This is a genomic window from Ruoffia tabacinasalis (assembly GCF_042652985.1).
Classification (GTDB): Bacteria; Bacillota; Bacilli; order Lactobacillales; family Aerococcaceae; genus Ruoffia; species Ruoffia tabacinasalis.
In genome coordinates this window covers 1-23,844 of sequence record NZ_JBHSHQ010000015.1, presented here as the reverse complement: position 1 = coordinate 23,844, position 23,844 = coordinate 1, and the positions used below count along the sequence as shown (strand labels likewise).

General features: G+C 36.4%; 23 protein-coding genes and 2 pseudogenes. 4 read left to right on the top strand and 21 right to left on the bottom strand.

The genetic code is table 11. The features are described 5' to 3' along the window. Nucleotides 1-19: 19 nt before the first annotated feature. The 11 genes from ACFO5Y_RS02820 to rsmG form a co-directional block, all read right to left on the bottom strand. On the bottom strand, nucleotides 20-1,306 hold the full coding sequence (locus ACFO5Y_RS02820; protein ID WP_197105106.1) for a D-alanyl-D-alanine carboxypeptidase family protein: 1,287 nt from the start codon (nucleotides 1,304-1,306) through the stop codon (nucleotides 20-22). Next, a complete protein-coding gene (locus ACFO5Y_RS02815; RefSeq protein WP_138404951.1) occupies nucleotides 1,303-2,457 on the bottom strand; it encodes a sensor histidine kinase in 1,155 nt (384 codons plus the stop codon). The genes ACFO5Y_RS02820 and ACFO5Y_RS02815 overlap by 4 nt, the downstream gene beginning before the upstream one ends. Next, complete coding sequence (locus ACFO5Y_RS02810; RefSeq protein WP_197105115.1) at nucleotides 2,447-3,139, bottom strand: response regulator transcription factor; 693 nt, start codon at nucleotides 3,137-3,139, stop codon at nucleotides 2,447-2,449. Before ACFO5Y_RS02810 ends, ACFO5Y_RS02815 begins: the two co-directional genes overlap by 11 nt. Nucleotides 3,140-3,355: 216 nt before the next feature. Further along, entirely contained in the window at nucleotides 3,356-4,207 is an 852-nt protein-coding gene (locus tag ACFO5Y_RS02805; RefSeq protein ID WP_197105105.1) for a LysM peptidoglycan-binding domain-containing protein, read from the bottom strand. Between the two features lie 352 nt (nucleotides 4,208-4,559). Next, complete coding sequence (gene guaB, locus ACFO5Y_RS02800; protein ID WP_197105104.1) at nucleotides 4,560-6,038, bottom strand: IMP dehydrogenase; 1,479 nt, start codon at nucleotides 6,036-6,038, stop codon at nucleotides 4,560-4,562. Between the two features lie 173 nt (nucleotides 6,039-6,211). Continuing rightward, nucleotides 6,212-7,015, bottom strand: coding sequence for a DUF1129 domain-containing protein (locus ACFO5Y_RS02795; protein ID WP_197105103.1), 804 nt, complete (start codon nucleotides 7,013-7,015; stop codon nucleotides 6,212-6,214). A 17-nt stretch (nucleotides 7,016-7,032) separates the two neighbouring features. After that, entirely contained in the window at nucleotides 7,033-8,133 is a 1,101-nt protein-coding gene (gene ychF, locus ACFO5Y_RS02790; RefSeq protein WP_197105102.1) for a redox-regulated ATPase YchF, read from the bottom strand. A 28-nt stretch (nucleotides 8,134-8,161) separates the two neighbouring features. After that, nucleotides 8,162-8,365, bottom strand: a complete 204-nt coding sequence (locus tag ACFO5Y_RS02785; protein WP_138404946.1) for a DUF951 domain-containing protein — start codon at nucleotides 8,363-8,365, stop codon at nucleotides 8,162-8,164. A 12-nt stretch (nucleotides 8,366-8,377) separates the two neighbouring features. After that, entirely contained in the window at nucleotides 8,378-9,268 is an 891-nt protein-coding gene (locus ACFO5Y_RS02780; RefSeq protein ID WP_197105101.1) for a ParB/RepB/Spo0J family partition protein, read from the bottom strand. Then, complete coding sequence (locus tag ACFO5Y_RS02775; protein WP_197105100.1) at nucleotides 9,258-10,022, bottom strand: ParA family protein; 765 nt, start codon at nucleotides 10,020-10,022, stop codon at nucleotides 9,258-9,260. The genes ACFO5Y_RS02780 and ACFO5Y_RS02775 overlap by 11 nt, the downstream gene beginning before the upstream one ends. 15 nt (nucleotides 10,023-10,037) lie before the next feature. Then, nucleotides 10,038-10,757: a 16S rRNA (guanine(527)-N(7))-methyltransferase RsmG gene (gene rsmG, locus ACFO5Y_RS02770; protein WP_197105099.1), complete on the bottom strand. Its 720-nt coding sequence runs from the start codon at nucleotides 10,755-10,757 to the stop codon at nucleotides 10,038-10,040. A 227-nt stretch (nucleotides 10,758-10,984) separates the two neighbouring features. Between rsmG and ACFO5Y_RS02765 the strand changes: the two genes are divergently transcribed. Continuing rightward, nucleotides 10,985-11,491, top strand: a complete 507-nt coding sequence (locus ACFO5Y_RS02765) for a methylated-DNA--[protein]-cysteine S-methyltransferase (protein ID WP_231606947.1) — start codon at nucleotides 10,985-10,987, stop codon at nucleotides 11,489-11,491. Between the two features lie 101 nt (nucleotides 11,492-11,592). Here ACFO5Y_RS02765 and ACFO5Y_RS02760 read toward each other — a convergent pair whose 3' ends face one another. From ACFO5Y_RS02760 to ACFO5Y_RS02750, 3 genes are all read right to left on the bottom strand, one after another. Continuing rightward, nucleotides 11,593-12,507: a hypothetical protein gene (locus ACFO5Y_RS02760; protein WP_197105098.1), complete on the bottom strand. Its 915-nt coding sequence runs from the start codon at nucleotides 12,505-12,507 to the stop codon at nucleotides 11,593-11,595. 97 nt (nucleotides 12,508-12,604) lie between these two features. Then, the gene (locus tag ACFO5Y_RS02755) at nucleotides 12,605-13,123 is read right to left on the bottom strand and encodes an NUDIX hydrolase (protein WP_197105097.1); all 519 of its coding nucleotides are present in this window, start codon (nucleotides 13,121-13,123) and stop codon (nucleotides 12,605-12,607) included. Between the two features lie 12 nt (nucleotides 13,124-13,135). Continuing rightward, nucleotides 13,136-13,993: a GNAT family N-acetyltransferase gene (locus ACFO5Y_RS02750; RefSeq protein WP_197105096.1), complete on the bottom strand. Its 858-nt coding sequence runs from the start codon at nucleotides 13,991-13,993 to the stop codon at nucleotides 13,136-13,138. 90 nt (nucleotides 13,994-14,083) lie between these two features. Here ACFO5Y_RS02750 and ACFO5Y_RS02745 point away from each other — a divergent pair, with 90 nt between their 5' ends. After that, nucleotides 14,084-14,710 carry an HD domain-containing protein gene (locus ACFO5Y_RS02745; protein ID WP_197105095.1) on the top strand — a complete coding sequence of 209 codons (627 nt, stop codon included), beginning with the start codon at nucleotides 14,084-14,086 and terminating at the stop codon, nucleotides 14,708-14,710. Nucleotides 14,711-14,875: 165 nt separating this feature from the next. Then, nucleotides 14,876-15,634: a superoxide dismutase family protein gene (locus tag ACFO5Y_RS02740; protein WP_197105094.1), complete on the top strand. Its 759-nt coding sequence runs from the start codon at nucleotides 14,876-14,878 to the stop codon at nucleotides 15,632-15,634. A 403-nt stretch (nucleotides 15,635-16,037) separates the two neighbouring features. Here the strand turns inward: ACFO5Y_RS02740 and ACFO5Y_RS02735 are convergent, their stop codons facing one another. The 5 genes and pseudogenes from ACFO5Y_RS02735 to ACFO5Y_RS02715 form a co-directional block, all read right to left on the bottom strand. Continuing rightward, nucleotides 16,038-16,475: a hypothetical protein gene (locus tag ACFO5Y_RS02735; RefSeq protein ID WP_197105093.1), complete on the bottom strand. Its 438-nt coding sequence runs from the start codon at nucleotides 16,473-16,475 to the stop codon at nucleotides 16,038-16,040. A gap of 108 nt (nucleotides 16,476-16,583) precedes the next feature. Further along, nucleotides 16,584-17,399 carry a metallophosphoesterase gene (locus ACFO5Y_RS02730; RefSeq protein ID WP_197105092.1) on the bottom strand — a complete coding sequence of 272 codons (816 nt, stop codon included), beginning with the start codon at nucleotides 17,397-17,399 and terminating at the stop codon, nucleotides 16,584-16,586. Nucleotides 17,400-17,510: 111 nt separating this feature from the next. Beyond that, complete coding sequence (locus ACFO5Y_RS02725) at nucleotides 17,511-17,804, bottom strand: ATP-binding cassette domain-containing protein (protein WP_197105091.1); 294 nt, start codon at nucleotides 17,802-17,804, stop codon at nucleotides 17,511-17,513. A 41-nt stretch (nucleotides 17,805-17,845) separates the two neighbouring features. After that, entirely contained in the window at nucleotides 17,846-18,169 is a 324-nt protein-coding gene (locus tag ACFO5Y_RS02720; protein WP_197105090.1) for a nucleotide pyrophosphohydrolase, read from the bottom strand. After that, nucleotides 18,162-19,806 (bottom strand): annotated as a pseudogene (locus ACFO5Y_RS02715) (DUF2075 domain-containing protein). Before ACFO5Y_RS02715 ends, ACFO5Y_RS02720 begins: the two are co-directional and overlap by 8 nt. A 203-nt stretch (nucleotides 19,807-20,009) precedes the next feature. Between ACFO5Y_RS02715 and ACFO5Y_RS02710 the strand changes: the two are divergent. Further along, nucleotides 20,010-21,086, top strand: a complete 1,077-nt coding sequence (locus ACFO5Y_RS02710; protein WP_197105089.1) for an FUSC family protein — start codon at nucleotides 20,010-20,012, stop codon at nucleotides 21,084-21,086. Nucleotides 21,087-21,159: 73 nt separating this feature from the next. Here ACFO5Y_RS02710 and ACFO5Y_RS02705 read toward each other — a convergent pair whose 3' ends face one another. Beyond that, nucleotides 21,160-22,167: a sugar kinase gene (locus tag ACFO5Y_RS02705; protein WP_197105088.1), complete on the bottom strand. Its 1,008-nt coding sequence runs from the start codon at nucleotides 22,165-22,167 to the stop codon at nucleotides 21,160-21,162. 244 nt (nucleotides 22,168-22,411) lie between these two features. Continuing rightward, nucleotides 22,412-23,616 (bottom strand): annotated as a pseudogene (locus ACFO5Y_RS02700) (MFS transporter). Between the last annotated feature and the right edge of the window lie 228 nt (nucleotides 23,617-23,844).

The following is a 23,844-nucleotide window of genomic DNA, read 5'->3' as shown; positions in this document are numbered from 1 at the left end:
TCCTTTCTTAATTCACTGACTAATTAAACAAATCAACGAAGAATCGTCGTGTGGACTCCCACGTATTACTCACGCCGTTTGAGAAGGAATGCCAGCCATTCACATACCAGGCTGCTTCTTCAATGGGCTCTGCTTGAACGACTGGAACGTGGTTCCCTTTCGTCGAAGGTAAATACGTAAATTCAGTGCCAGCACCGTAGATAGTCATCTCTCCAACGACTTCTCCTTGTTCAACCGGTGCCACTAAATAGCTTCTATCTTCAAATAAAGCGTCATTACTTGAGAATTCGTACTCCAAACGCGGAGCGGTATCAATAATTGGAACAACTAAGGACATATTTTCGCCGTAGATAAGCTCCGCTTCACTTTCGGAACTACCTTCTACTTTGATGGTATTCACCTGTGTCGTCGGTTGCCCTTCGCTTACAACAAGTTCTTTCATATAAGCACTATAGCTGTAGTCCATGAGACGATCTGTCTCTTCATAGCGAGTATCTTCATCTTCAGTTCCTAATACAACTGTAATTATACCAAACTCATCTTCATTCGAATAACCAACAAAACTATTGCCATCTTGTTCGGAAGATCCTGGCATTAAACCTAGGACGTTTTCACGTTCATAAGGCTTTCCTTTTAGCATTTGGTTATAATTATTCATATCAATCGCATCATCCGTATTCGGTTTAAACACTGCTTTTGCTTGATCACTATAATCTAAATAATCCGGAAAGTCATTGACCAGATGATAGGCAATGATTGCTGCAACTTCTGCAGAAAAGGCATTGGTTTCACCATTGTCTTCTAACCCTGTTGAATTAATGAGGTTAAATTCTTCAACGCCCCATTCTAACAACTGCGTTTCCATCATTTTAACAAAATCCGCTTCCGTCTCTCCCACCATTTCAGCTAAAGCAAGTGTGGCACCATTTGCTAAATTAATTGAAACAGCTTCGACTAATTCATTGACTGTATAATTATAATCCTGTCTTAAAGGCACATTACCAATATTATAATCTTGACTCAATTGATATGCTTCATCTGAGATGGGAACAATAGATTCGCGTGTCCACTCATCTTGTGCTTCAATTGTTTTTAAAGCAACATAAACGGATAATAATTTACTTATTGAACCAACTTGAAGTATTTCGTCTGCATTTTGGCTCATTAAGACTTGTCCATTCTCACTATCAATTGAAATGGCAGAAACTGCATCAATCGTTGGCGCGGTTGATTGTGCCTGGCTACTTTGTTGCGGTAATAAAAACGAGGTGATTAACAAAATGACAAATAAATATCTTAACTTCATTCGCCACCACTCTCTTCTATATTTTTTAATTTAATACGAAAGACAGTTTCATTATCTTCCACAGTCGCAAAAACCAAACCGTCATGTAGATCAACGATATTTTTTACGATTGAAAGTCCTAAACCACTTCCAGGAATCTCAGATGTTCTTGATTTCTCAGTTCGGTAACTCCGCTCAAAGATATTCTTATACTCAGATTCCGCAAGTATTTCACCGTTATTTCGCGTTTCCAGATAGACACTCGCATCATCACTCGATTTATAAGCGCGCAAACGAATGACATCTCCAAAACCGTATTTAAATGCATTAGAAATCAGATTACTGAACACTCTTGCCATCTTATCGACATCAATCTGTACGAATAAATCCTCTGGGTAAACTTCTACAACAATGTCTACGCCTTGCTCGTCACCTGTTAACTCAAATTCAGCTGCCAATTGTTCAAAGAAAAACTTGATAGGAATGGATTGAGCTTCAAGCGAATACGTTGCTTGTCCTGATTCAATATATAAGAATAAATCATTCACTAACGTTCGCATCATCTTCGCCTTCTCGTACGCTATCCCAATATAGCTATCTTTCTCTTCCTCACTTTGATACTGCTTATGAATCACAGCATCTAAGTAACCAATCGTTGACGTGAGTGGTGTCCGAATATCATGACTGACATTTGCGATTAACTCATCTTTCGTCTCTTCCGCTCGTCGTTCCTCTTCAAGTGAATGTTCTGTACTTTCAACCAGTTGATTAATACTATCGATAATATCTGTCAATTCACCAATTTGCGTACTCTCGATTCGGTAATTGTATTTATTATTTTCAGATATGTAGTTTAAATGCTCTAAAGCACGACCAATCTTCATCATTTTACGCTGTCTGTCCATACGGCGATATGTAATGAGTCCTCCGATACTTAATACGATAAGCGTAATAATTTGGTTATAAGGAATCCGCCACAACTGGAAAAACTGGAAAAAATTCCCCCCACGTAGAAAATCTAAACGGGTATTAATTACAATATCAAAGCCAAGTATAATCCCTAAATATACAAAGAATACAATGAAGAGAACACTTGAGGTATAACGAATTAAATCAATCTTTTGTGAACGTGTTAATTGGGTAGATAAGATTTGTTTATTATCATCGTTCAACCTTATAGCCTACTCCCCATACAGTCTGAACGACTTTGTCTCCTCCAGTTGCCTGAGCAATTTTATCACGCAAATGACTCACATGAACCATGACGGTTTTGGCACTCACAACACTTTCTTGATTCCATACTTCTTCAAAGATTTCATCCGCACTAAAGACTCGGTTTGGGTTACTTGATAATAAATATAAAATGCCAAACTCAAGAGCCGTCAATTGAATTTCAACGCCACTATCTGTTCTCACTTCATGAGAATCACGGCGAATAACTAAAGGACCTACCTCTATCGTATCTCCTGGTGTCTCCATACCTGAATAACTATGTTGACGGCGTAGAATTGATTTCACACGTGCCATCACCTCTAAAGGATTAAAGGGTTTGGTTACATAATCATCCGCTCCAGCAAATAGGCCTTCGATTTTCTCGTGATCCGCTGATTTGGCACTCACCATAATTACTGGAATGCTCATATCCTTTTCACGCATCACTTCAACCACTTCTAATCCCGTTACTTTTGGCATCATCACATCTAAGATAACCAAATCAAATTCTTGACTTTCTTCTAACTGATTTAAGGCTTCTTCACCATTAAATGCTTTTACAACTTCATAACCTTCATTTTTTAGATAAATATTTAAAAGATCTACGATTTCGCGATCATCGTCTGCTACTAATATACGCATCATAATCCTCCTTCTTTACAATTAAATGTACTCAATAACTATTATACCTTTTTTAAACACAAAAAATAGTAGTTACGATTAATGATGTCAAAATGACATAAGTTTTTCACAATTTAAGCCCATAATTCAGTATAACTAAAACCACCAGTGAAGATGACTTAGTTAGCCTCTCTACTAGTGGTTCATATTATTTATTTACTTGTTCAGTATGAGCAATTATTGTCTAATAATCAATTCGTCTCCAACTTGCAAGGCATTACTTTCTAGATTATTCCAGTCAATAATATCTTGAACAGTTACCCCAAATTCAGCAGCGATTCGGTATAAGTAATCGCCCGCTTCAACCACATAAATAATGTCTTCAGGATCGGCTTGGTCTGGTTCTTCCGATCCATCATCTGGGTCAACAACGATTAATTCTTGACCAACAAATAAACTATTACTTTCTAAGTTATTCCAATCAATCAGATTATCGACTGTAATACCAAAATCATTCGCGATTCGGTATAAATAGTCCCCTGATTGGACAATATAAATGTTATCTTCGGGTTCTTCCGGATCTGGGTCAGGCTCTTCAGGCTCTTCACCGTTACTAGGATCTACTACGATTAATTCTTGTCCAACTTGTAAGAGATCACTTTCTAAGTCGTTCCAGTCAATAATATCTTGGACACTAATACCGAATTGATTAGCAATTCCATATAAGTAATCGCCTGATTGGACAACGTAAATGTTATCTTCAGGTTCCTCTGGATCGGGTTCAGGCTCTTCGGGGTCTTCGCCGTCCTCTAAAAGTTCATAATAAACGTAAGCACCGTTTTCATCCATAGTGACATAAAAGTCAGCATGAATATCAATATTGAAGTTTGCATTCGCATATTCAACGGCTGCATCTACACTTGGGAAATATTGCTCCACGAGTGAGTAGTTTGGTAGATAGGCTTCGTCCCCTGGTTCAAGTCTAACAAAGTCTTGTGCGTTGGTTTGAACTTGTCCAAAACCAAGTGCCATCAACGATGCTAATAAAGTAGCTGTTAATTTTAAGTTCCGACTGTTTCTGCGAATCATTTGTATCGCATCCTTTCACTATTGTGCGTCGGGTTTCTTTTTTTCTTAACTACAACCTCATTGTAACACCTTCGAAATTCTTGTCATGTCATAACCCCCATGTTCATATAAAGGTCAAACAATGTTCATAATCTCATAATCAAAGATTCATATTAGGTCGAATACGGCGGCTTTAGTGCTCTGGCATTTTCTCAAGGTACTTTTTTCACGTTTTGCATCCCTGAAAAATTCTCAAGGCACTTTTTATATAATTCCCTGCCCTAAGCTCCCAAAAACACAAAAAAACCAACAATATAGCTAATTAATCACTACATTGTTGAGTATTTTCGGTTACCAAACTTACAATTGTAAATTATGCCCGTGAGTAGTTTGGTGCTTCTTTTGTAATATTAACGTCATGTGGGTGAGACTCGATAAGTCCAGCACCACTCATGCGGATGAATTGTGCTTCTTCGCGTAAGGCTTTTAAGTTTGCTGATCCAGTATAACCCATACCTGCACGAATTCCACCTAGCATTTGGAAGACGATATCTTGAGCGCTACCTTTATAAGCAACGCGACCTTCGATTCCTTCTGGAACAAGTTTGTTTGCTTCGTTTTTAGATTGGAAGTAACGGTCGCTTGATCCTTTTTCCATAGCCGCTAAACTACCCATACCACGGTAGGTTTTGAATCGACGTCCTTGATAAATTTCAAAGTTACCAGGAGACTCATCCGTACCAGCTAACATACTACCTAACATGACAGCATTTCCACCAGCTGCGATTGCTTTGACGATATCACCTGAGTATTTAATACCACCGTCGGCAATAATTGCTTTCCCGTATTCACGAGCGGCAGTAGCTGATTCATAAATTGCGGTTAATTGTGGTACACCAACACCTGCAACAACACGCGTTGTACAGATAGAACCTGGTCCGATACCTACTTTTACAACGTCAACACCGACATCGAATAAAGCACGTGTACCTTCAGCTGTCGCAACGTTCCCAGCAATAATAGTAACATCTGGGTAAGTATCTCGAATTTCTTTAATTTTACGAATGACACCTGCACTATGTCCATGGGCTGTATCAACAACTAATGCATCCACTTGTTGGTCAATTAAGGCTTGTGCACGTTCAAATGTATCACTTGTCACACCAATTGCTGCCGCAACGAGTAAGCGTCCATGGCCATCTTTAGCTGCATTTGGGTATTGGATTACTTTTTCAATATCTTTAATCGTAATTAATCCTGATAAATGACCTTGTTCATTCACTAAAGGTAATTTTTCGATACGGTGATTGAATAAGATACGTTCAGCTTCTTCTAAAGACGTACCAATAGGTGCTGTAACTAAAGCTTCTCTAGTCATAACTGAAGAAATTTGAGCTTGGTCATCGTTAATGAAACGAGTATCACGGTTTGTGATAATCCCTACTAAAGTTAAGTCTGTTTCAGATTTAACAATTGGAACACCACTAATGCGGTAACGAGACATTAACTCTTCAGCATCTCTAACAATATGTTGAGGAGTTAAGTAAAATGGATCTAAGATGACACCATTTTCTGAACGTTTAACACGGCGAACTTCTTCAGCTTGTGCTTCAATTGACATGTTCTTATGAATGACACCGAGTCCTCCTTGGCGTGCCATTGCTATCGCCATATCTGATTCGGTAACTGTATCCATACTTGCCGATAAAATTGGGATATTTAGTTTTAAGTTTGGGGCTAATTCTACTGATAAATCAACATCATTAGGTAAAATATGACTTTCTGCTGGTACTAGGATTACATCATCAAATGTATATCCTTCGCGTTGAAATTTAGTGTTCCATGCGTTCATTTAAATCCTCCTATATATTTGTCTTTTCTATATTTTTACTAAGTTACCATGTTGTATTTTTATTATCAACCGAATACTTAACATTCTCTTCATAAAAAAATGGAATGTTCGTGAATTTTCCTGTCTATAATAAAAACCAACCAAGTTAAACTTGATTGGTTGATTTGAAGTGGTTAGAATACCCCACCTTGAATATTTAATTGTCTCTTTAATAAGAAGCGTAAACCAAAAGTTATAGCTGCAATAATGATATAAGTCATTGGTTCAAAGACTGGGTTCAGTACCGGTGGAAGTAACACGGCACTGATACTTACGATTAAGAACCAACCAAACATTGCGGCAATAGACACTCCAAAGTAACGCCATAAACGACGCTCACCTTTAGGTGCATCTAAATCTGGCATAACTTTTGATGTCACTAACATCGCAATACCTGCAACAATATAGTTAATAATTAAAGTAGTTAAGCCCATGAAAGCAGAAGTTGTCCCCGCATCCGCATTCAACATTGAAATTCCTGTGATGAATGTGAATAATGAACCTAGCATCAATCCACCATCTAAAGCAATTTGCCAATCAGGTGACTTTTCAACTGGTGCATTTTCTGGATTTGGGAATTCTTGTTCCATAATTAAGTTAGCAGTTTCTGTCGGTGTTCCATAAATTTGACGTGCTGTTTGGCTATTGATTTGCCCATCAAGTAACGTATCCACCATCTCAGCATAGACACGTTCTTGAACTTCATAGTGCAATTGGTCAGATAATTTTTTATCTACACTTAACATAAATTGCTTATTTTTGTTCGTTAACTCTGCAAACTGGCTTTCTTTAATCCCAGCAATAACATTTCTTTCTTGAGATTCTTCAACACTTGCTGCTTCTGTTTCTTCAGCCGTCTCAATAGATTCTTCAGCTACTTCATCAGTTGTCACTTCTACATCTTTCTCTTCGAATTCTTTTTTGTTATCTTCTGACATAATTTCCCCCGATCGATCTAGACATTAAATCTAAATAGCATAATGTCGCCGTCTTTAACAATATATTCTTTACCTTCTGAACGGTAGTAACCTAATTCACGCGAACGAGCCATGCTTCCAGCTTCCATTAAGTGATTATAAGAGACAGTTTCAGCACGGATGAATCCACGTTCGAAGTCCGAGTGAATCACTCCAGCTGCTTGAGGAGCTTTCATTCCTTTTTTGAATGTCCAAGCGCGTACTTCTTGCTCACCTGCTGTAAAGTAAGTTCCTAAACCTAATAATGTATAAGCTTTTTGAATTAAACGGTCTAAACCTGATTCTTCTAAACCAAAGTCTTCTAAAAACACTGTTTTTTCTTCGTCATCTAAGATCGCAATTTCTTCTTCAAGACTTGCACATACTGGAACAACTTCTGCTCCTTGTGTAGCAGCAAATTCAATGACCTTTTGTAAGTGAGGATTTGAGCTTGGATCACTTACTTCTTCTTCACCAATATTTGCTACATATAACATTTTCTTGCGTGTTAATAAGAATAAGCTTTTTACAATCGGCTCTTCTTCTTTTGTGAATTCAACTGAGTTCGCTAATTGATCACTTTCAAGTGCATCTTTCAAGCGTTCTAAAATATCCATCTCGATTAACGCATCTTTATCTTTAGTTCTAGCTAATTTTTGGACACGTGTTAATCGTTTATCAATCGATTCTAAGTCAGCTAAGATTAATTCTAAGTTGATTGTCTCAATATCTGAAAGTGGGTCCACTTTTCCGTCAACATGCGTAATGTTTTCGTCTTCGAAACAACGAACAACGTGACAGATTGCGTCCACTTGGCGAATGTTACTTAAGAATTTGTTTCCTAAGCCTTCACCTTTACTTGCACCTTTTACAATCCCAGCAATATCAGTAAATTCGAATGTTGTAGGAATTGTTTTCTTAGGTTTTACTAATTGTGTAATGTCTGTTAAACGTTTATCAGGTACTTCTACCACTCCAACGTTTGGGTCAATTGTTGCGAACGGATAGTTTGCCGCTTCAACCCCTGCTTTTGTAATTGCGTTAAAAAGTGTTGATTTACCAACGTTAGGTAAACCAACGATACCAGCTGTTAATGCCATGTAGTCACTCTCTTTCTTTTATTTAAACTTATTCAGCAGATTCTGCTTTTTCTAGAACTTTTTTCATTTTCTTTTCAAAATCACGACGAGTCATCGTCACAATATGCTTACAATTCATACATTGTATACGAATGTCCATCCCCATACGGATGATTTGCCAGCGATTTGTTTGGCAAGCGTGTGGTTTTTTCATTTCGACAATATCGAGTTTATCAAATTCTTTACGATTCATCTTGTCCACTCCCTATAAATGTATATTTAATAAATCTAAAATACGAATTAAATCTGATTCAGATAAAAATTCGATTTCAATTTTACCACGTTCACCACGTTGATTGATCGTCGTAGCTGTCCCAAAATAATCTTGCATCTCTTGTTCAATCGCAAGGTAATGGGGTGGTTTTTTGGCTTTTTCTTTTTTCTCTTTCTCTTCGTCTTCTTTAGGAGCTTCTTCATTTAATGATTGAACCAATTCTTCTAGTTGACGAACAGTCATTCCTTCACTTACGACACGTTTAGCGACTGGAATCAGTTGGTCTTTATCTTTAAGCCCTAAGATCGTACGTGCTTGTCCCATTGATAATTGCTCTCCAACCATAGTCTTAATTTCATCGGGTAAGGATAATAGACGTAAGTAGTTAGCAATATAGGGGCGACTTTTACCAATTCTTTCAGCGACTTGTGCTTGTGTTAAATCAAGATTCTCCATCAAGATGTTATACGCTTCAGCTTCTTCTAAAGGACTCAAGTCTTCACGTTGTAAGTTTTCTACTACAGCAATTTCAATCATTTGCTCTTCATCTAATTCACGAACAATGCCTGGAATCGTCTCTTTACCTGCCAGTCGACTTGCACGAACACGTCGTTCACCAGCGATTAATTCATAACCTTTGATCGTTGATTTTCTAAGTATTACCGGTTGAAATACACCGGACTGTTTAATCGAATCAGCTAATTCATTTAAAGCTTTCTGATTGAATGTTTTACGCGGTTGATAAGGGTTAGCACGAATTTGATCTAATGGAATTTCTTCTACCATTTCGTTTTCGCCTGGAGTTTCCTCATAAGCTGAAAACAAGGCATCCATACCTCGGCCTAAGCCGCCTCGTTTACGAGGTTGGTTATTATTCGCCATTACTAATCACTTCCTTTGCCAGTTCAACATACATCTCCGCACCTCTTGAGCGAGAATCATATTCAATGACTGATTGCCCATAAGAAGGTGCTTCTGATAAGCGGATATTTCTTGGAATGACTGTGCGGTAGACTTTTTCATGGAAATACTTACGAACTTCATCCATCACTTCAAAGCCTAAATTCGTTCTTGCATCAAGCATTGTAATTAATACGCCCTCGATACGGAAACTGCGATTATAAGTTTTTTGAACTAAGCGAATGGTATTTAATAATTGAGTTAAACCTTCCAGCGCATAGTATTCAGCTTGTACTGGAATTAAAATTGTATCACTTGCGGTAAAAGCATTGATTGATAATTGGCCTAATGAAGGTGGACAATCGATTAAAATATAGTCATAATTTTTACGAATCGGTGCTACAGCTTCTTTCAAGCGTGACTCGCGGTTCTCGATATTTACTAATTCTAACTCTGCAGCTGCAAGTTGAATGTTTGACGGTACAATCCATAAGTTATCTTGACTTGTTTCAACGATGACATCTTGAATTGGAATTTGATCAATGAGTACTTCATATAAGCTTGCATCTAATGCGCTTCTTTCTACCCCAAGACCACTCGTCGCATTTCCTTGCGAATCAGAATCAATGATTAGTACTTTTTTACCTAAAGTTGCTAAAGCAGCTCCTAGGTTAACTGTTGTGGTTGTTTTACCAACACCACCTTTTTGATTACCGACTGCAATCATTTTACTCATGCGATCTCCTCCTTGTTATAACGGTTGTTTGGCTGGTTTACCTGGACGTCTTGGATATTTCTTCGGTGTTTCTAAAGTTTTTCGAATCACTAAGATTTCGCGTTCACTTTCTTCGATGGGTAGCATCTCGCTAATTTGCTCTTCAAACTTCGCTCCAAGTGTTGCGATCGCTTTCTTCGCTTTAACAATTTCTTCATCAGCTCTCTGTGCTTTCAAAGCGATGAAGTACCCACCTTTTTTAGCTAGCGGTAAACACAATTCACTTAAGACGTTTAAAGCAGCCACAGCTCTTGCTGTGACGATATCGAATTGTTCGCGGTAGGCTTTGTCTTGTCCAACTTCTTCTGCACGACCATGAACAGCCTTAACGCCTGTTAAGTTTAATTCCTCTGCTAAAAGATTTAAAAATGTAATACGTTTATTCAATGAATCTACAATCGTAATGTCTAGATCAGGGCGTACAATCTTCATTGGAATACTTGGAAAGCCTGCGCCTGCGCCAACATCACATAAAGTAGCATTCTCTTTAAAATAATCTGGTGCCATCCATAATGGCATTAATGAATCATAGAAGTGTTTTAAATACACATCTGGCATATCAGTGATTGCCGTTAGATTAATCTTATTATTCCACTCGACTAACAGGTGGTAATACTGTTCAAACTGATTAATCTGTTGTTCAGTTAATTGAATGCCCTTTTCATTCAGGGCCTGGATAAATTCTTCGACTGTCATAACCGTCTCCTTTTAAATAAGTCCTTTTGTGAAACAAACCTATGTTTCACGCCATGTATACTTTAACTTAAATGCTAGTTCTATGCAATGATATCTAAGGAGAAATTTCCTTTTAGTCATTATTTTAACATAGACTGGTATGAATTATCATTCATTTCAATATGATTCTTAAAGAGTTATAATAGAGATACAAATAAAAGGGTTATTATATAGAAAGGAAGTTTACTTTGAACACTATTATATACTATACTTTTCTTCCAATGTTCGATCGCTTATACACGATTGCTTCAACAGAAAAGGGCTTAGCGTATGTGAGTCCTGACGACGGAAGTCTCATACCACTAAAGAAGCACTTTAAAGACTTTGATCTCCAAGAAGATGCATCGATGAATGCTGGTTCCATCAAGCAACTCGAAGAATATACCGAGGGTTCACGCAAAGAGTTTCATCTCGACTTAGATATTCAAAGCGGGACACCCTTTCAACAGGCCGTATGGCAGGCTTTACTCACGATTCCTTTTGGTCAAACGCGTCATTACGGTGCGATTGCTGATGGAATTAATAATCCTAAAGCTGTCCGAGCGGTTGGGGGAGCCATCGGACGTAACCCCATCTCTATTGTTATTCCTTGTCACCGTATCATTGGAAAAAATGGTTCTTTAACTGGATACAGTGGCGGCATCGATGTAAAGAAAAAATTACTCGCAATTGAAGGTGTTCAACAAGGCGTTTAAACCGTTTAATCACTTTAATCACTACATTCATCAGTTTAACCACTTTAATTAAACGCAATAAATAATCCCTTAAAGCTCCTAGGCTCTAAGGGATTATATTTTTATGATTCCTCACCATATCTCAATGAGTTTTCATATGTTAATTGTCTGTCATGATAAGCTTGGATTTCTGCTTCAATTCTTGGATACATTTCTTTGACTAAATCCTCATCACTTGCATCATTTGTTTCAGCTTCTTGATAAAGGGACAATACATTATCTGCACCTGCTTGATTCAATCTTGCATAAGTTAGCTCCGAGTGATTAATGATTGTTGAACTGATATCACGATAAGCTTCGTAGTCTTCATTACGTAAAAGATTTAAATCTGGATATTCATTCGCAATGTCACGGTACAGTTCTAGATAAATATTCTCACTACCTACTTCTTGATGTGAGTGGTATTGGTTAACAAGGAATTCTGCATCAACTTCACGTAATTGCTCACGATTAATCGGCTGTTCCTGAACAATATTATCTTGGATAATAAATGCTAATTCTTCTTCAGCATTACGGTTAAAACTTACCTCTGGTTGAGGGATTAGAATATCTTCATTCTCATCATAAACAAAGTAGAAACTATCTGTCGTCATTGTCGCTTCTTCTTCGCCGTAACGCATTGAGTAATCATTTAAATTTGTATTTAGTATATATAGCGTACGGTTGTCATTATCTTCAATTCCATCGACTTCGAAGTTCTCTTCAACTTGCGTCACATCAATTGTATAGTAGACTGATCCATTATATTCGTCAGTAATGACCATTTGATTCCCGCGTAAGATAGCGGATTGACTTGTCATATCACCTTCATAAGACCAAACTCCTTGAATTTCTTCTGGAATCCCTTCAAACTCATTTAATTCTTGGGCTAATATAAATTCAGGTTGTTCTAGCATCACCGGTTGATCAAACGTTGTAACATTCACAATAGCAATCGTACATAACAAAGCTAAACCAATATCTCGAATACGTCTCATCCAATCCCTCCTCATTGCTTCTTAATTCAATTATAGCAATGTTTTAAGAAAAAGGGTGTGAAGTTTACTTGAAGTTTATGACGTTATTGTGACATTCCTAAGTTAAATCATAGTGCTTAAATTTGATTTGTTTAATTCGCTCTATGACCTCATTAGATAAACGGACTAAACTGTCTGTATTTGATATAGCTAAGACTTCATCTTCACTCAGCCATTGGAATCCTTGAGTCTCTCCTGCTTGTAATTGAATAGCGTTTTTATCCACATTAGTTAGACAAAAGAAATTTTGTTGTAAAAACCGTTTCTCTTCTCGAATAATCACCGGTGTCAACTCATGAAGTATATCTGCTTTGATGCCCGTTTCTTCATATAGTTCTCGCCAAGCACCCTCGCGAAAGTCTTCACCTTTGATTGTACTGCCACCAGCAGTTAACTCATATTCACCTGCACGACTTTCTTTATCGTCCGATCGCTTCATTATAAGATAATCCCCATCAACATGCTGCACAATAATATTCACAATCTTATGATAGGTGCCTTCAGGAATCGTCTCTCCTCGTTCATGATTCGTACTAACGATGTTTCCACTCCGATCAAATAAATCCCATAATTCCATAAAGTCCCTCCGTTATTCATTTAAATAAACGACTTCTGATATTACTTTAAAGCCATTCTTTTGATACAAATGCTTAGCATGTTCATTTTCTTTTTCTACCGATAAGCGAAATGGACGTTTATCTTCTGCACTTAACTGCTTCATCATTTGGTAAATACCTTGCGTTCCAAAGCCTTGTCCTTGATAATTTGGGTCTACGGCTAAACCAAAGAGATAATAATATTCTGCTGTTGTGTTCACAGAACTTGAGCCAATAATGTCTTCGTCCTGATTCAAGAATACAAAGATATCATGATCATCTTCACCAATACTGCCTTCTGCATAGGTCATCGCTTCTTGAAAAGAACTCTCAAACGCTTTTGCTTGAAATGAAGCGATACTTCTCGCATCAGTCATCACTGCTTTTCGCACTTGGACAGTTGCTTCTGGGTATTCTTGCTCAAACATTTCTTTAGCTTCCATCAAATATTCTGTCTCGTGCCAGTCGATTTGATACGTCTCCTGAAGATACTTCTTCGATTCAATAAAACGTCGCTCACTTATGTAAGAAATATCAGTAATATGGAAAGTTTTAATAATCTCTTTAGCTTGGTCAATTAAGGCTGTTGCAATACCTTGACGTCTATAAGCTGGGTGCACAATCACCGATAACTCAGCTTCTTCAAGATTATCAGCATATATGGATAGAAAACCAACCAATATATTCTCAAGCCAAGCAAATAAAAATGCGGGCATCCTTTGGTCAAAATTAAAGCGATTATCTAAATAAATATCATGATATGTTCCGTCATGCACCTGAACTAGTGCTTCTAAGTCATTAATTTGCATTATTGTCGCATTATCTAAGGTATCTCTTGCTTCTATCTTCATCTTATTTCCCCTATTTTTTAATTAATTCTAATTTTAGCACATTTAATTCTAATTATGTTATACTAACAAAAATATCAATGAGGTGTTAAAATGATAAATCAAAAATTAGTTGAGTATATTGAATCGAAAATAATTCCTCAGTACAAAGCCTATGATGGCGCTCATCAACCAGATCATGTGTATCAAGTAATTGAGAATAGTTTGGACATCGCAAAAAATTATGATGTAAATCTAGACATCGTCTATGCCGTCGCAGCTTATCACGATATTGGTTTAAAGTTTGGCCGTCAAGGACATGAATCATCTTCTCGTAAAATTATCGAAGCTGACTTTGTCTTAAAAACATTTTTTAATGATAATGAAATTAAGACGATTGGCCAAGCAGCAGAAGATCACCGAGCATCTTTACCTTATGAACCCCGTTCACTTTATGGCAAGATTATTTCTGAAGCGGACCGTGATATTAACTTTGAAAGATTATTGAGTCGAACCATTCTATATAGTTTAGATCACTATCCTGACTACGTTAAAGAAGATACTTTCCAACAAGTATACGCCCATATGAAGGAAAAGTACGGCCCTTCTGGTCGAATCAAATTATGGTTAGGCTATGAACCTAACGTCCAAAACTTAAAAACAGTTCATGAGATACTCGCTGATGAAACAGCTTTTCGAAAAGCCTTTGAACTTTTATATACTAAGTATAATAATATTTAATCAATTAACCAACATTATTTAAGGTTGCTTTTTGTCCCTAAGTAATGTTATTTATTTGCAACAAAGGTCATTTTACTGCCACTTAATATACAAATGCATATTAAGTGACAGTGATTTTTTAACGTGTTAGCATGTGTATAAGATAAGAAAAGGGAGATTGATATCATGAAAAATTTTAAAAAACTAGTGACACTTACAAGTGCAGGTTTACTATTAAGTGCATTCAACCCTTCTACTATGACAATTTTTGCAGAAGAAAGCTCAGATAGTGTTGAAACAACTGAATCGGTTGAAACGACTGAAGGAGCAGAGTCAGAAGCAACAACTGAAGAATCAGCTGAGTCAACTGAAGAATATGCATTTGAAGTTGAAACAGACGTAATTAATTCAGACGAAGAAGTGATCGGTACAGCAACGTTCAGAGAAGACCAAGAAGGATTAGTTACTGTAGAATTAGAGTTAGAAGGTCTTGAAGAAGGTGAATTTGGTATGCATATTCACGAAGTTGGTTTAGCAACAGCTCCAACATTTGAAGATGCAGGAAGCCACTTCAACCCTACTGATGTTGAACATGGAACCGACTCAGAAACAGGTCCTCATGCTGGAGACTTACCAAACTTAATGGTTGGAGAAGATGGAACCGTGAGTGAAACCATTGAAATTCCTGATGTAACCCTAGATCCTGAAGGTGAAAACACATTGAATTCAACGGATGGAACAACTTTAATTATCCATACAGAAGCAGATGATTATGAGACTCAACCAACAGGTGATGCTGGAGATCGTCAAGCTGCAGCAGTTATCTTTGCACCATTAGAAGATAGTGAATTTTATGAAGCAGAATCTGACCAATCATCAGATGAAGAAAGTTCAATTGATTCAGAAGAAGCACCAGAAGAGTCTTCTGAAGAATCAAGCGAATAATAGAACCTTTCAGTAAAAGTATGACATAATTTAAGCCATGACCAAGTTAGCGCGGGACTCTCCCTCCAACTTGGTCATGCCTTTTTTGAATGTAGCAGCGTTATCGGATTGCATAAAGTTAACTGAAACCATATTTTACATTCTTCCGGTTAATCGTTTTTGCTAGAAGAATTGGCTTTATCATCCTACCAGTATCAAATATATCGAAATGATTGGGTAACGGTGGATTGACTACCATACCAGTTTTCATATGATAGGTAACAGTGCCTTATTACTCATTCTACCAGCTAACCCCAAAACATAAAAAGCATGGTCGAAAGGATAAGGTTTATAACCTACTACCTATTCAATCATGCTTTTTCGTTTGGTTTATAAATGTTTAACCTGCCTCATTTAACTATAGCTACTCTCTAAATTCCCCTTGATTATAACGACGTATATTCTGTTCTCCGTCAATTGTTCGGTCAATGAGCATTACAGTTATTGTGACGAAAATAAATGTATAATTAATCGGGCTAAGGTAGGACAGTAATAACCCGGAAATTCCTCCCCAAATTAAAGGTTTACCTAAATAGCTCTTTAGAAGTCTTGTAAAGAAGCCTTCTACATCTTCAGTTGTGACTAATGTTTGTCGAGTAAATAATGCTTTTGGCAAATATGGACGTTGTTGATTCAAGATAGCTGAGTGAATAATCAGAAAAAACCCCAGAATCATAACAATAATTCGATACGCATTATCCATTTCATTTAATCGTAGATTTGCATACAAATAGTAATAAAATATAGGAAGTAAAGTCAGTGAGCTCAGTAGAATACTCACGCCAACATTTTTCCAATTCATATTGATCTCCTTTATATAATAAATGCGTCAGTCTTACTTATAGTTTACCATAGTAAAACATAAAAAAGCTTAGCCATTTTGTATATGGCTAAGCTTTAGACGTTATTATCAATGTAAATCGACAACTACAATTTCAGGTGGGTTGAAGATTCTTGGAAATTGTTGATTTTGAACCATTAAACCACGGCTCACAATCATTTTTGACCCATTCGCTAACTCATATTCTCCACCAGCATACTTTGGAAAGATGCCTTGTTGTGGTGAATATAGACCATTAATTAAACCAGGTACACGGAATTGTCCACCGTGTGCGTGTCCTGATAAAATGAGATCAAATGGATATTTTTCATAACGTTCAACTTGTTCAGGGCGATGACTAATTAATACATTAACGTATCTAGTGTCCAGATTCTTACCAACTCGCTTCAATTGCTTGCTGAATAAGCGTTTATTTTGCGCATCATCCACACCGTTAATAATTACACTTGTCTTTCCAATTGGCACTTCTACACTATCACCTTCAAGCACTTGAATATTCATCTCTCGGATTAAGCGTTTAAAGCCTGTAAGGTGCTTCATTCGTAATTCATGGTTACCCGTTACATAGAATGTCGGATAATGACGCCCTAACCAGTCTAATAACACTGTTGCTGGATGAACATCACCAACATAATCATAGATATCTCCGCCTAAAAGCACAATATCGGGTTTTTGTTCAGCAATGTGTTCAATTAATGTTGTTTGCTTTTCACCAAACTGATTATTATGTAAGTCACTCAAGAATAGAATCCGAATATTATCATGTACTTTACTGCTCTTTACATGATATTTTTTAATCTGAATCGACGTATCAAAGGCTTTACTTGCGACAGCGATGCCAGAAAAAGTTAAAGCTAATTTAATTAATGTCTTCATTTTCATCATCTTCACCCACTCCCCTATAACTTACTATTTTACTACGAAAACCTTCTCATTTAGATTATATTTCACTTATAAAGTAGTCATAATCTTTTCGTTTACTCAATGGAACCTCATTTAAAGTATATGATGAAGTGTTTGATTGTCAATTTTATAGATTTGTTGAGCCACACGATTAACAAATTTGTCATCATGTGATGTGAATATAACCGTTCCAGGATAGTTTTTAAGAAATACCTCAAGTGCCTCAATTGTAAAGACATCTATAAAGTTCGTAGGTTCGTCTAAGACCAAGACATTTGTTGGTTTAATAAACATCTCTGCCATCGCGACACGAGTCGCTTCTCCTCCACTTAATTGTTTTAATGGGGTCTGAAGTTGGATTTTATTAAACCCCAAGTTACTTAACACCGAACGAACAAATGCTTCATCAAAATCAGTTTATCCATTAACTACAATTCAGTATACTTATCCTTCTTATCTTTACTCTTAGCTACTGGGTATTTTTCATTATTCTTAATTAACTTTCGCTCAATTAATTCATCAATGTCTAAATTAAGGTTATCAGCTAACATATAACTGTAGATTAAAACATCCGCTAATTCATCTTTGATCTGCTCGATATCTTTAATACCTTCTTCGGCTGTTTTCCATTGGAATACTTCTAACAACTCAGACGCTTCTAAGGTAATTGATAAAGCTAAATCTTTCTCATTGTGAAACTGACGCCAGTTGCGCTCATCACGAAATTGATTGACTCGGTCTATACTATTCATTTAATTCATCTCTTTCTTCTTGTAGTTTTAGTAGTTTATTTCGAAGCTTTTCATTGACTGCATATATTGCCAAACCATACACTCCACGCTTCATTAAGACATTAATCGAATTTAGGATAATGTGTTCTTTATGGTTATTTCTCTCATTTATATCGCTAAAACGATTACCACCACTAAAAGCGCCTGTATCTTTATATTTTTCGACAGCAATAACGAGTTCTTTCTTTTCCTCATCATAATCAACAGAAGGGCCAAGTACTACACCGACAAAATTTAAATCAAAGCCTTGCACAGTATAGATTGATCCCACTTCATCAATCGTCTCCGGTCGCTCTGCCCATGTAATACTGGAATCTGTCGTATTCCAAGGCATATTTAACCCTTCTTCATCGACATAATAAGTCGATCCATCTTTTTTATGTAAGTAATCGAAGGTCGAGACAATGCGGGACAAGCCCATCATTATATTCGCTTCTCTTATATATTCTTTCAATTCATTGGCACTCTTCATGATTCTCAAGTCAAAGTTCTCCGTATTCGCTGGTAAGTGTAAAACTTGTTTTTGAACAAAACTGTCTATCCAATGAATGATTTCCGGGGAAGCTAGCATACGGAATTGATTCGTGAGATTGATAGCCATCCAACATCTCACTTAACCGATCACGATCCCAATGGTTCTTCATTCGCAAAACTTGTTTATCATCGAATATCACAATGGTAATTTTGGACCGTTTGATAATTTCTTCAAGGTGATTTTGATAATTAAAGTTATTGAAGGCATCTTTGTTTGATAATAGAAGATGAGCTTCATCTACTAAGACAATATCCGCTTGCTTTTCCTTGTATTTATTTACAAAGCTCGTCGGCTTTTCAAAGCGGTTCTTAGCCAAGTGTGGAAGACTATTTGCGATATTTTGATACGTTTTAATCATCTCACCATGATTAACCAACAAATAATTATCGGTCTTATATAATACGGATGATTTATCCTTTGATAATTCTTGAATTGTATTAAAAAGTGAAGAGAGTATAACGCTTTTACCCGTCCCAGCTTCCCCATGAATAACAAAAACCTGATGATCCTTTGTACTTAAATTCTTTCTACAAAAATCTAATATTTCCTGCTTTAACTCCAATTGTTCCTGTGATAACTCTTTGAAAGGTGAAAGCTTATAGATATCCTTATTTTTCAGGACATCTGTCGAGCTTTTGGCTATGCCATTGACTCTTAAAGCTTCCCACAGATTTTCAAATAGTTCTTCATTATAATATTCTTTTTGGTAATAATTATGCATTTGAGTTTGGGTTGTTTGGCTGATATTCTGTAGACTAAACTGCTCATCAGCTATAAAGTAATTAATTAAATTTGTTTCAATATTATACGTAGCAGACTGGTTAAAGTGCGCATGACCAATGAGCAACGTATCGGTTAATTGTTTACGCTTTTTGTCTTTAAGATGTTGCTTCATTCGTCGGTGTGCATGCACTGTTTGACCTATATAAGCTTTCGGTCGGGTTTTATTTTCACTTTGATTATATAAGATATAAACGATGGGGTAATTATTTATAAAGACAGATTCAACTTCCTTTATATCCTCATAATTAAATTTTGTATGTTCAATCAGTATCTTGTTCATATTTTACCTTTCTTACATCATTATTCTTATTAAAATGTATCAATTAAACATTAATAATGCAATTTTCTTTTTCTATAATCTGCTCAGTTACTCGACTTCATGTTACAATAGTAATATTATGTACATTTTATATTTCCGAAAATAGACAAGCATTTATGCACTGAAATTGTTTTGATTTATTATTAATGAAGGAGTGTTGTTTAGTGCAAGAATTATTCCGTAGTATCGTCCACTACAATCGGCCCAACGATAGTAAGATGCGTTTAATATCGGCAGGTATTTGTATTTTAGTAGTGAACATCACAGGATACCTTTTAAATAATTATACAATCAATGCTTTGGGTTCTCTAGGGGTCTTTACTTTTCTACACTATTCCCCTGCTGAAAAGAATCGCATCATGAAACGATTGGTTTTTGTGGGAATATGTATCATTATCAGTCATTTCCTAGGTATGATATCCACATTATCCATTTGGTTGCCCCCACTAATGATTGGCTTTATCGCTTTTACAAGTCGTCTACTGTTCAGATTATTCAAAATAGATAAACCAGGCGATATCTTTGCTATCTTAGTGGCTGCAGTGGGTTCAACAAACCCAATTCCACTTAAGGAAATGCCAACAATGTCACTTTACGTCATCTTTGGGGTCGTTCTATCTATTATTATGGGATACATCACTCTTAAAGTAGAAGGTATGCCTAAGCAGTCTCTACGCTTCAATCCTAATATTCGAAGTCGAATTGAGAACGATCCACGTGTGATGGTTGATAGTTTCTATTATGCCGGAGCTCTTTTCTTTGCAAGTTATATTAATATCGCCTTAGGTATGGGTTCTTATAGTTGGGTAGTTGTTTCTTGTTCTGCAATTTTACAAGGAAATACCTTACTTCAAATTCTTAGTCGGAATTTCCAACGTATTATTGGTACGATAGGTGGATTATTAACAGCGGTACTATTATTATCAATTCCAATGTCAGCATTAACAAAGATTACGATTGTGGTTATATTCTATATGATTGTTGAATACTACATGCCTAGAAACTACTCCATTGGAATCTTTTTTGTGACAAATATGGTCTTACTACAAATGACAATCAGTGCTCCGCATATTTGGCCAGAATTACTTAAAGCACGGCTATTAGGTATTGTTGTTGGTAGTGTATTAGGAGTACTAGCTGCTTGGCTTCAATATCAGTTCTACCACTTTTATAGTCAAGCTGTTATCAACGAGCGAACCTACGATGAAGAGCTATTCAATTATGAAGACGAAGAAAATTAATAAATACAAAACCAGTGCAAAGAAGCAACTTTCGCCTCTTCGCACTGGTTCTTTCTACTTAAATTATTTCTATTTATCGAATCACATTCGATGTATTGACCATGAAATTTTCGATCTCTGATAAAGAGAATAGGTTAACATCACCACTCACGGTGTGTTTTAACACAGAAGCTGCCATCCCAAATTCAACGACTTCTTGTAAAGGATTTTCCTCAATAAATCCGTGTAAAATACTGGCCGCAAAGCTATCTCCTGCACCGATACGATCTACCACTGTATCCATTCTATATTCTTTAGATTCATAAGCATCTTGATTCACTGTATCCCATATGTAACCAGTCATTTCATAACTATTCGGCGTCATCATATGACGATTCGTTCCGTATAAGTATTTAATGTTTGGATATTTCTCAGCAATTTGTTTCATATAATATTGCCAGCAACCCGGCTCTTCTTCTACTTCAGCAATATCCATGAAATGAATCGCATCTAATTTTCCAGCATTTAAAAAATCTACATAAGGCAACACTTCTTCGTATACCCCACGTGCTTCGTCATGGGACCACATCTTCTGGCGATAATTCATATCAAAGCTTATAATAATACCACGTTCTTTAGCAGCTTTGATTATCTCTACGCCTAGAGTATGCCATCTCTCCGATAATCCTAGCGTAACTCCTGTAATATGAAGCAACGTTACGTCTTCGAATAATTCATCCATTTCCCATTCAATATCTTTCATCATTGATATAGAAGAATAAGCACGATCATAAATCACTGAAGATGGACGTAACCCTGTTCCTACTTCAACAAAATAACTTCCTAAGCGATGTCCACCATAGACAATATCATCACAATCTACACCCATACCTCTAAAGTGGCGGACTAGATTATGTGACATACTATTGTCAGGAATCTTTGAAGCGAATTTTGTTTTATGATTCAGTTGTGCTAAATTGGCCATCACATTTGCTTCTGCACCACCATATGTCAAATCTAACTGAGTTGAATTCAATAGTCGTTGCCCTCGTTGTGATGATAGACGGATCATACATTCGCCAATCCCTAACACTTTCCCCATTTTACCCCTACTTTCTTAATTAGAAACAATATAACTTAAAAAGAAACTTCCTATTTTATTATATCGTAACAACATCATTAAATGAACTGAACATTCTTATTTCTTCTGTATTTAATCATACAACAGCTTAATGCTTTCCTAATAGGAAAATTAACCCTTATTTTATTTAATAAAATAGCAACTTTTCAAAAAAGTTGCCATTTTATCTTATATATTTAATCGTTTACAAATTTATTAAATTGAATTAACCATTTCTTCTTTCGCTTAACGTTTGTTGGTTATCTAATGTTCTTTGTTTAGATAACGGATAAACGAACAGTAAAATCATTGCACATGCGAAGAATCCTAGAGCAGGTGCTAAGGTTGAAATATTATAGATACCTGTTAACACTTCTGGAGTTTGTTGAGCTGCACCTGATTCATATCCAACAAATGTTAATGCCCAACCAGCTAATCCTCCTGCTAAAGCTTGACCAATCTTACGCGCAAATGAGTTTACAGCATATACTGTTCCATCATCACGGTTATGATTTTTTACTTCTAAGTCATCAATAACATCAGTAATTGTTGCCCAAACTAATACGTTAAAGATATTTAATGACATAAATGCTAATGAAGATAGAGCAATAAATACTACAACACTATCGGTTTTCATAAAGAATAACACTAAGTTTAGAGCCGACCCGATAGTCATACCAATAATTGCAGCTTCTTTTTTACCAATCTTACGACCCAAATACGACGCAATAGGTGTCACTAAGATAATTGTTCCAATTGGATTAATAAAGTTAATCATTGAAATCGCAGTTGAACTTCTAAAATAATTTGGGAATAAGTAGTTATACATTGATTGCATTAAAATCATCGTCATCAATAAGAAGATAGATGATCCAGTAATCGCTAACAATGAACGACTTGTCAAAATACTCTTCAAAGTTGTTACTAATGATACTCTACTCTCGCCTTCAACAATTGGCTTGTCAATCTGAACACGTTCTGTTGTAAAGTTATAACAAATCATATAGAACACAGTGGAACTAGAACACCAATAAATAATTGTGCAAGTGTTGCTCCAATCGTTCTAAATGCAGATAATTCTGTACGTTCTGCTGGATCAGGTGTAATAGCAGATGCCATCGATCCATAAGGTATATTAATTGCTGTATACGCAATACTTCCCCATAAAATATAAGTCGCATACATATAAATAATTTTTGCAGTTAATGATGCATCAGCCATACCAGCTTGATACATTAAGAAACTCGCGATAGCAATTGGCCCCGCAACACGACGAATCCATGGTCTAAATTTACCATTCTTTGTCGCTGGCATACGGTCAACGATGGTCCCCATACCAACATCAGTAAATGCATCTACTATTCTAGAAACAACGAACAACGTTCCTACCATTGCGGCTGGAATCGCTAACACTTCTGTGTAAAAAACCATTAGGAAGCTACTTGCCATTGTAAAGGTTAGATTATTAGCTAAATCCCCCGCAGCGTATCCTATTTTATCTCTAATACCAAATTTCGGTAAGTTATGTTTACTTACAGCATTATTTCCCATCTTTTTTGCCCCCCAAAAATAATAAATAGCAGACTCTATTTTATTTGATGAATTGTAAAATTAAGTGCGACAAATAAAGAAACCCATAACAGGTTCGTGTAAAATGTT

What these genes read in the sequence shown, in the direction of transcription:
- ACFO5Y_RS02750 (WP_197105096.1), bottom strand. Translation starts at nt 13,993, where the DNA reads ATGAAGATAGAAGCAAGAGATACCTTAGATAATGCGACAATAATGCAA.
- ACFO5Y_RS02805 (WP_197105105.1), bottom strand. Translation starts at nt 4,207, where the DNA reads ATGATTCGCAGAAACAGTCGGAACTTAAAATTAACAGCTACTTTATTA.
- ACFO5Y_RS02755 (WP_197105097.1), bottom strand. Translation starts at nt 13,123, where the DNA reads ATGGAATTATGGGATTTATTTGATCGGAGTGGAAACATCGTTAGTACG.
- ACFO5Y_RS02785 (WP_138404946.1), bottom strand. Translation starts at nt 8,365, where the DNA reads ATGAATCGTAAAGAATTTGATAAACTCGATATTGTCGAAATGAAAAAA.
- ACFO5Y_RS02740 (WP_197105094.1), top strand. Translation starts at nt 14,876, where the DNA reads ATGAAAAATTTTAAAAAACTAGTGACACTTACAAGTGCAGGTTTACTA.
- ACFO5Y_RS02745 (WP_197105095.1), top strand. Translation starts at nt 14,084, where the DNA reads ATGATAAATCAAAAATTAGTTGAGTATATTGAATCGAAAATAATTCCT.
- ACFO5Y_RS02735 (WP_197105093.1), bottom strand. Translation starts at nt 16,475, where the DNA reads ATGAATTGGAAAAATGTTGGCGTGAGTATTCTACTGAGCTCACTGACT.
- ACFO5Y_RS02775 (WP_197105100.1), bottom strand. Translation starts at nt 10,022, where the DNA reads ATGAGTAAAATGATTGCAGTCGGTAATCAAAAAGGTGGTGTTGGTAAA.
- ACFO5Y_RS02820 (WP_197105106.1), bottom strand. Translation starts at nt 1,306, where the DNA reads ATGAAGTTAAGATATTTATTTGTCATTTTGTTAATCACCTCGTTTTTA.
- ACFO5Y_RS02795 (WP_197105103.1), bottom strand. Translation starts at nt 7,015, where the DNA reads ATGTCAGAAGATAACAAAAAAGAATTCGAAGAGAAAGATGTAGAAGTG.
- rsmG (WP_197105099.1), bottom strand. Translation starts at nt 10,757, where the DNA reads ATGACAGTCGAAGAATTTATCCAGGCCCTGAATGAAAAGGGCATTCAA.
- guaB (WP_197105104.1), bottom strand. Translation starts at nt 6,038, where the DNA reads ATGAACGCATGGAACACTAAATTTCAACGCGAAGGATATACATTTGAT.
- ACFO5Y_RS02760 (WP_197105098.1), bottom strand. Translation starts at nt 12,507, where the DNA reads ATGAGACGTATTCGAGATATTGGTTTAGCTTTGTTATGTACGATTGCT.
- ychF (WP_197105102.1), bottom strand. Translation starts at nt 8,133, where the DNA reads ATGGCATTAACAGCTGGTATCGTTGGTTTACCTAACGTTGGTAAATCA.
- ACFO5Y_RS02780 (WP_197105101.1), bottom strand. Translation starts at nt 9,268, where the DNA reads ATGGCGAATAATAACCAACCTCGTAAACGAGGCGGCTTAGGCCGAGGT.
- ACFO5Y_RS02810 (WP_197105115.1), bottom strand. Translation starts at nt 3,139, where the DNA reads ATGCGTATATTAGTAGCAGACGATGATCGCGAAATCGTAGATCTTTTA.
- ACFO5Y_RS02730 (WP_197105092.1), bottom strand. Translation starts at nt 17,399, where the DNA reads ATGATGAAAATGAAGACATTAATTAAATTAGCTTTAACTTTTTCTGGC.
- ACFO5Y_RS02720 (WP_197105090.1), bottom strand. Translation starts at nt 18,169, where the DNA reads ATGAATAGTATAGACCGAGTCAATCAATTTCGTGATGAGCGCAACTGG.
- ACFO5Y_RS02705 (WP_197105088.1), bottom strand. Translation starts at nt 22,167, where the DNA reads ATGGGGAAAGTGTTAGGGATTGGCGAATGTATGATCCGTCTATCATCA.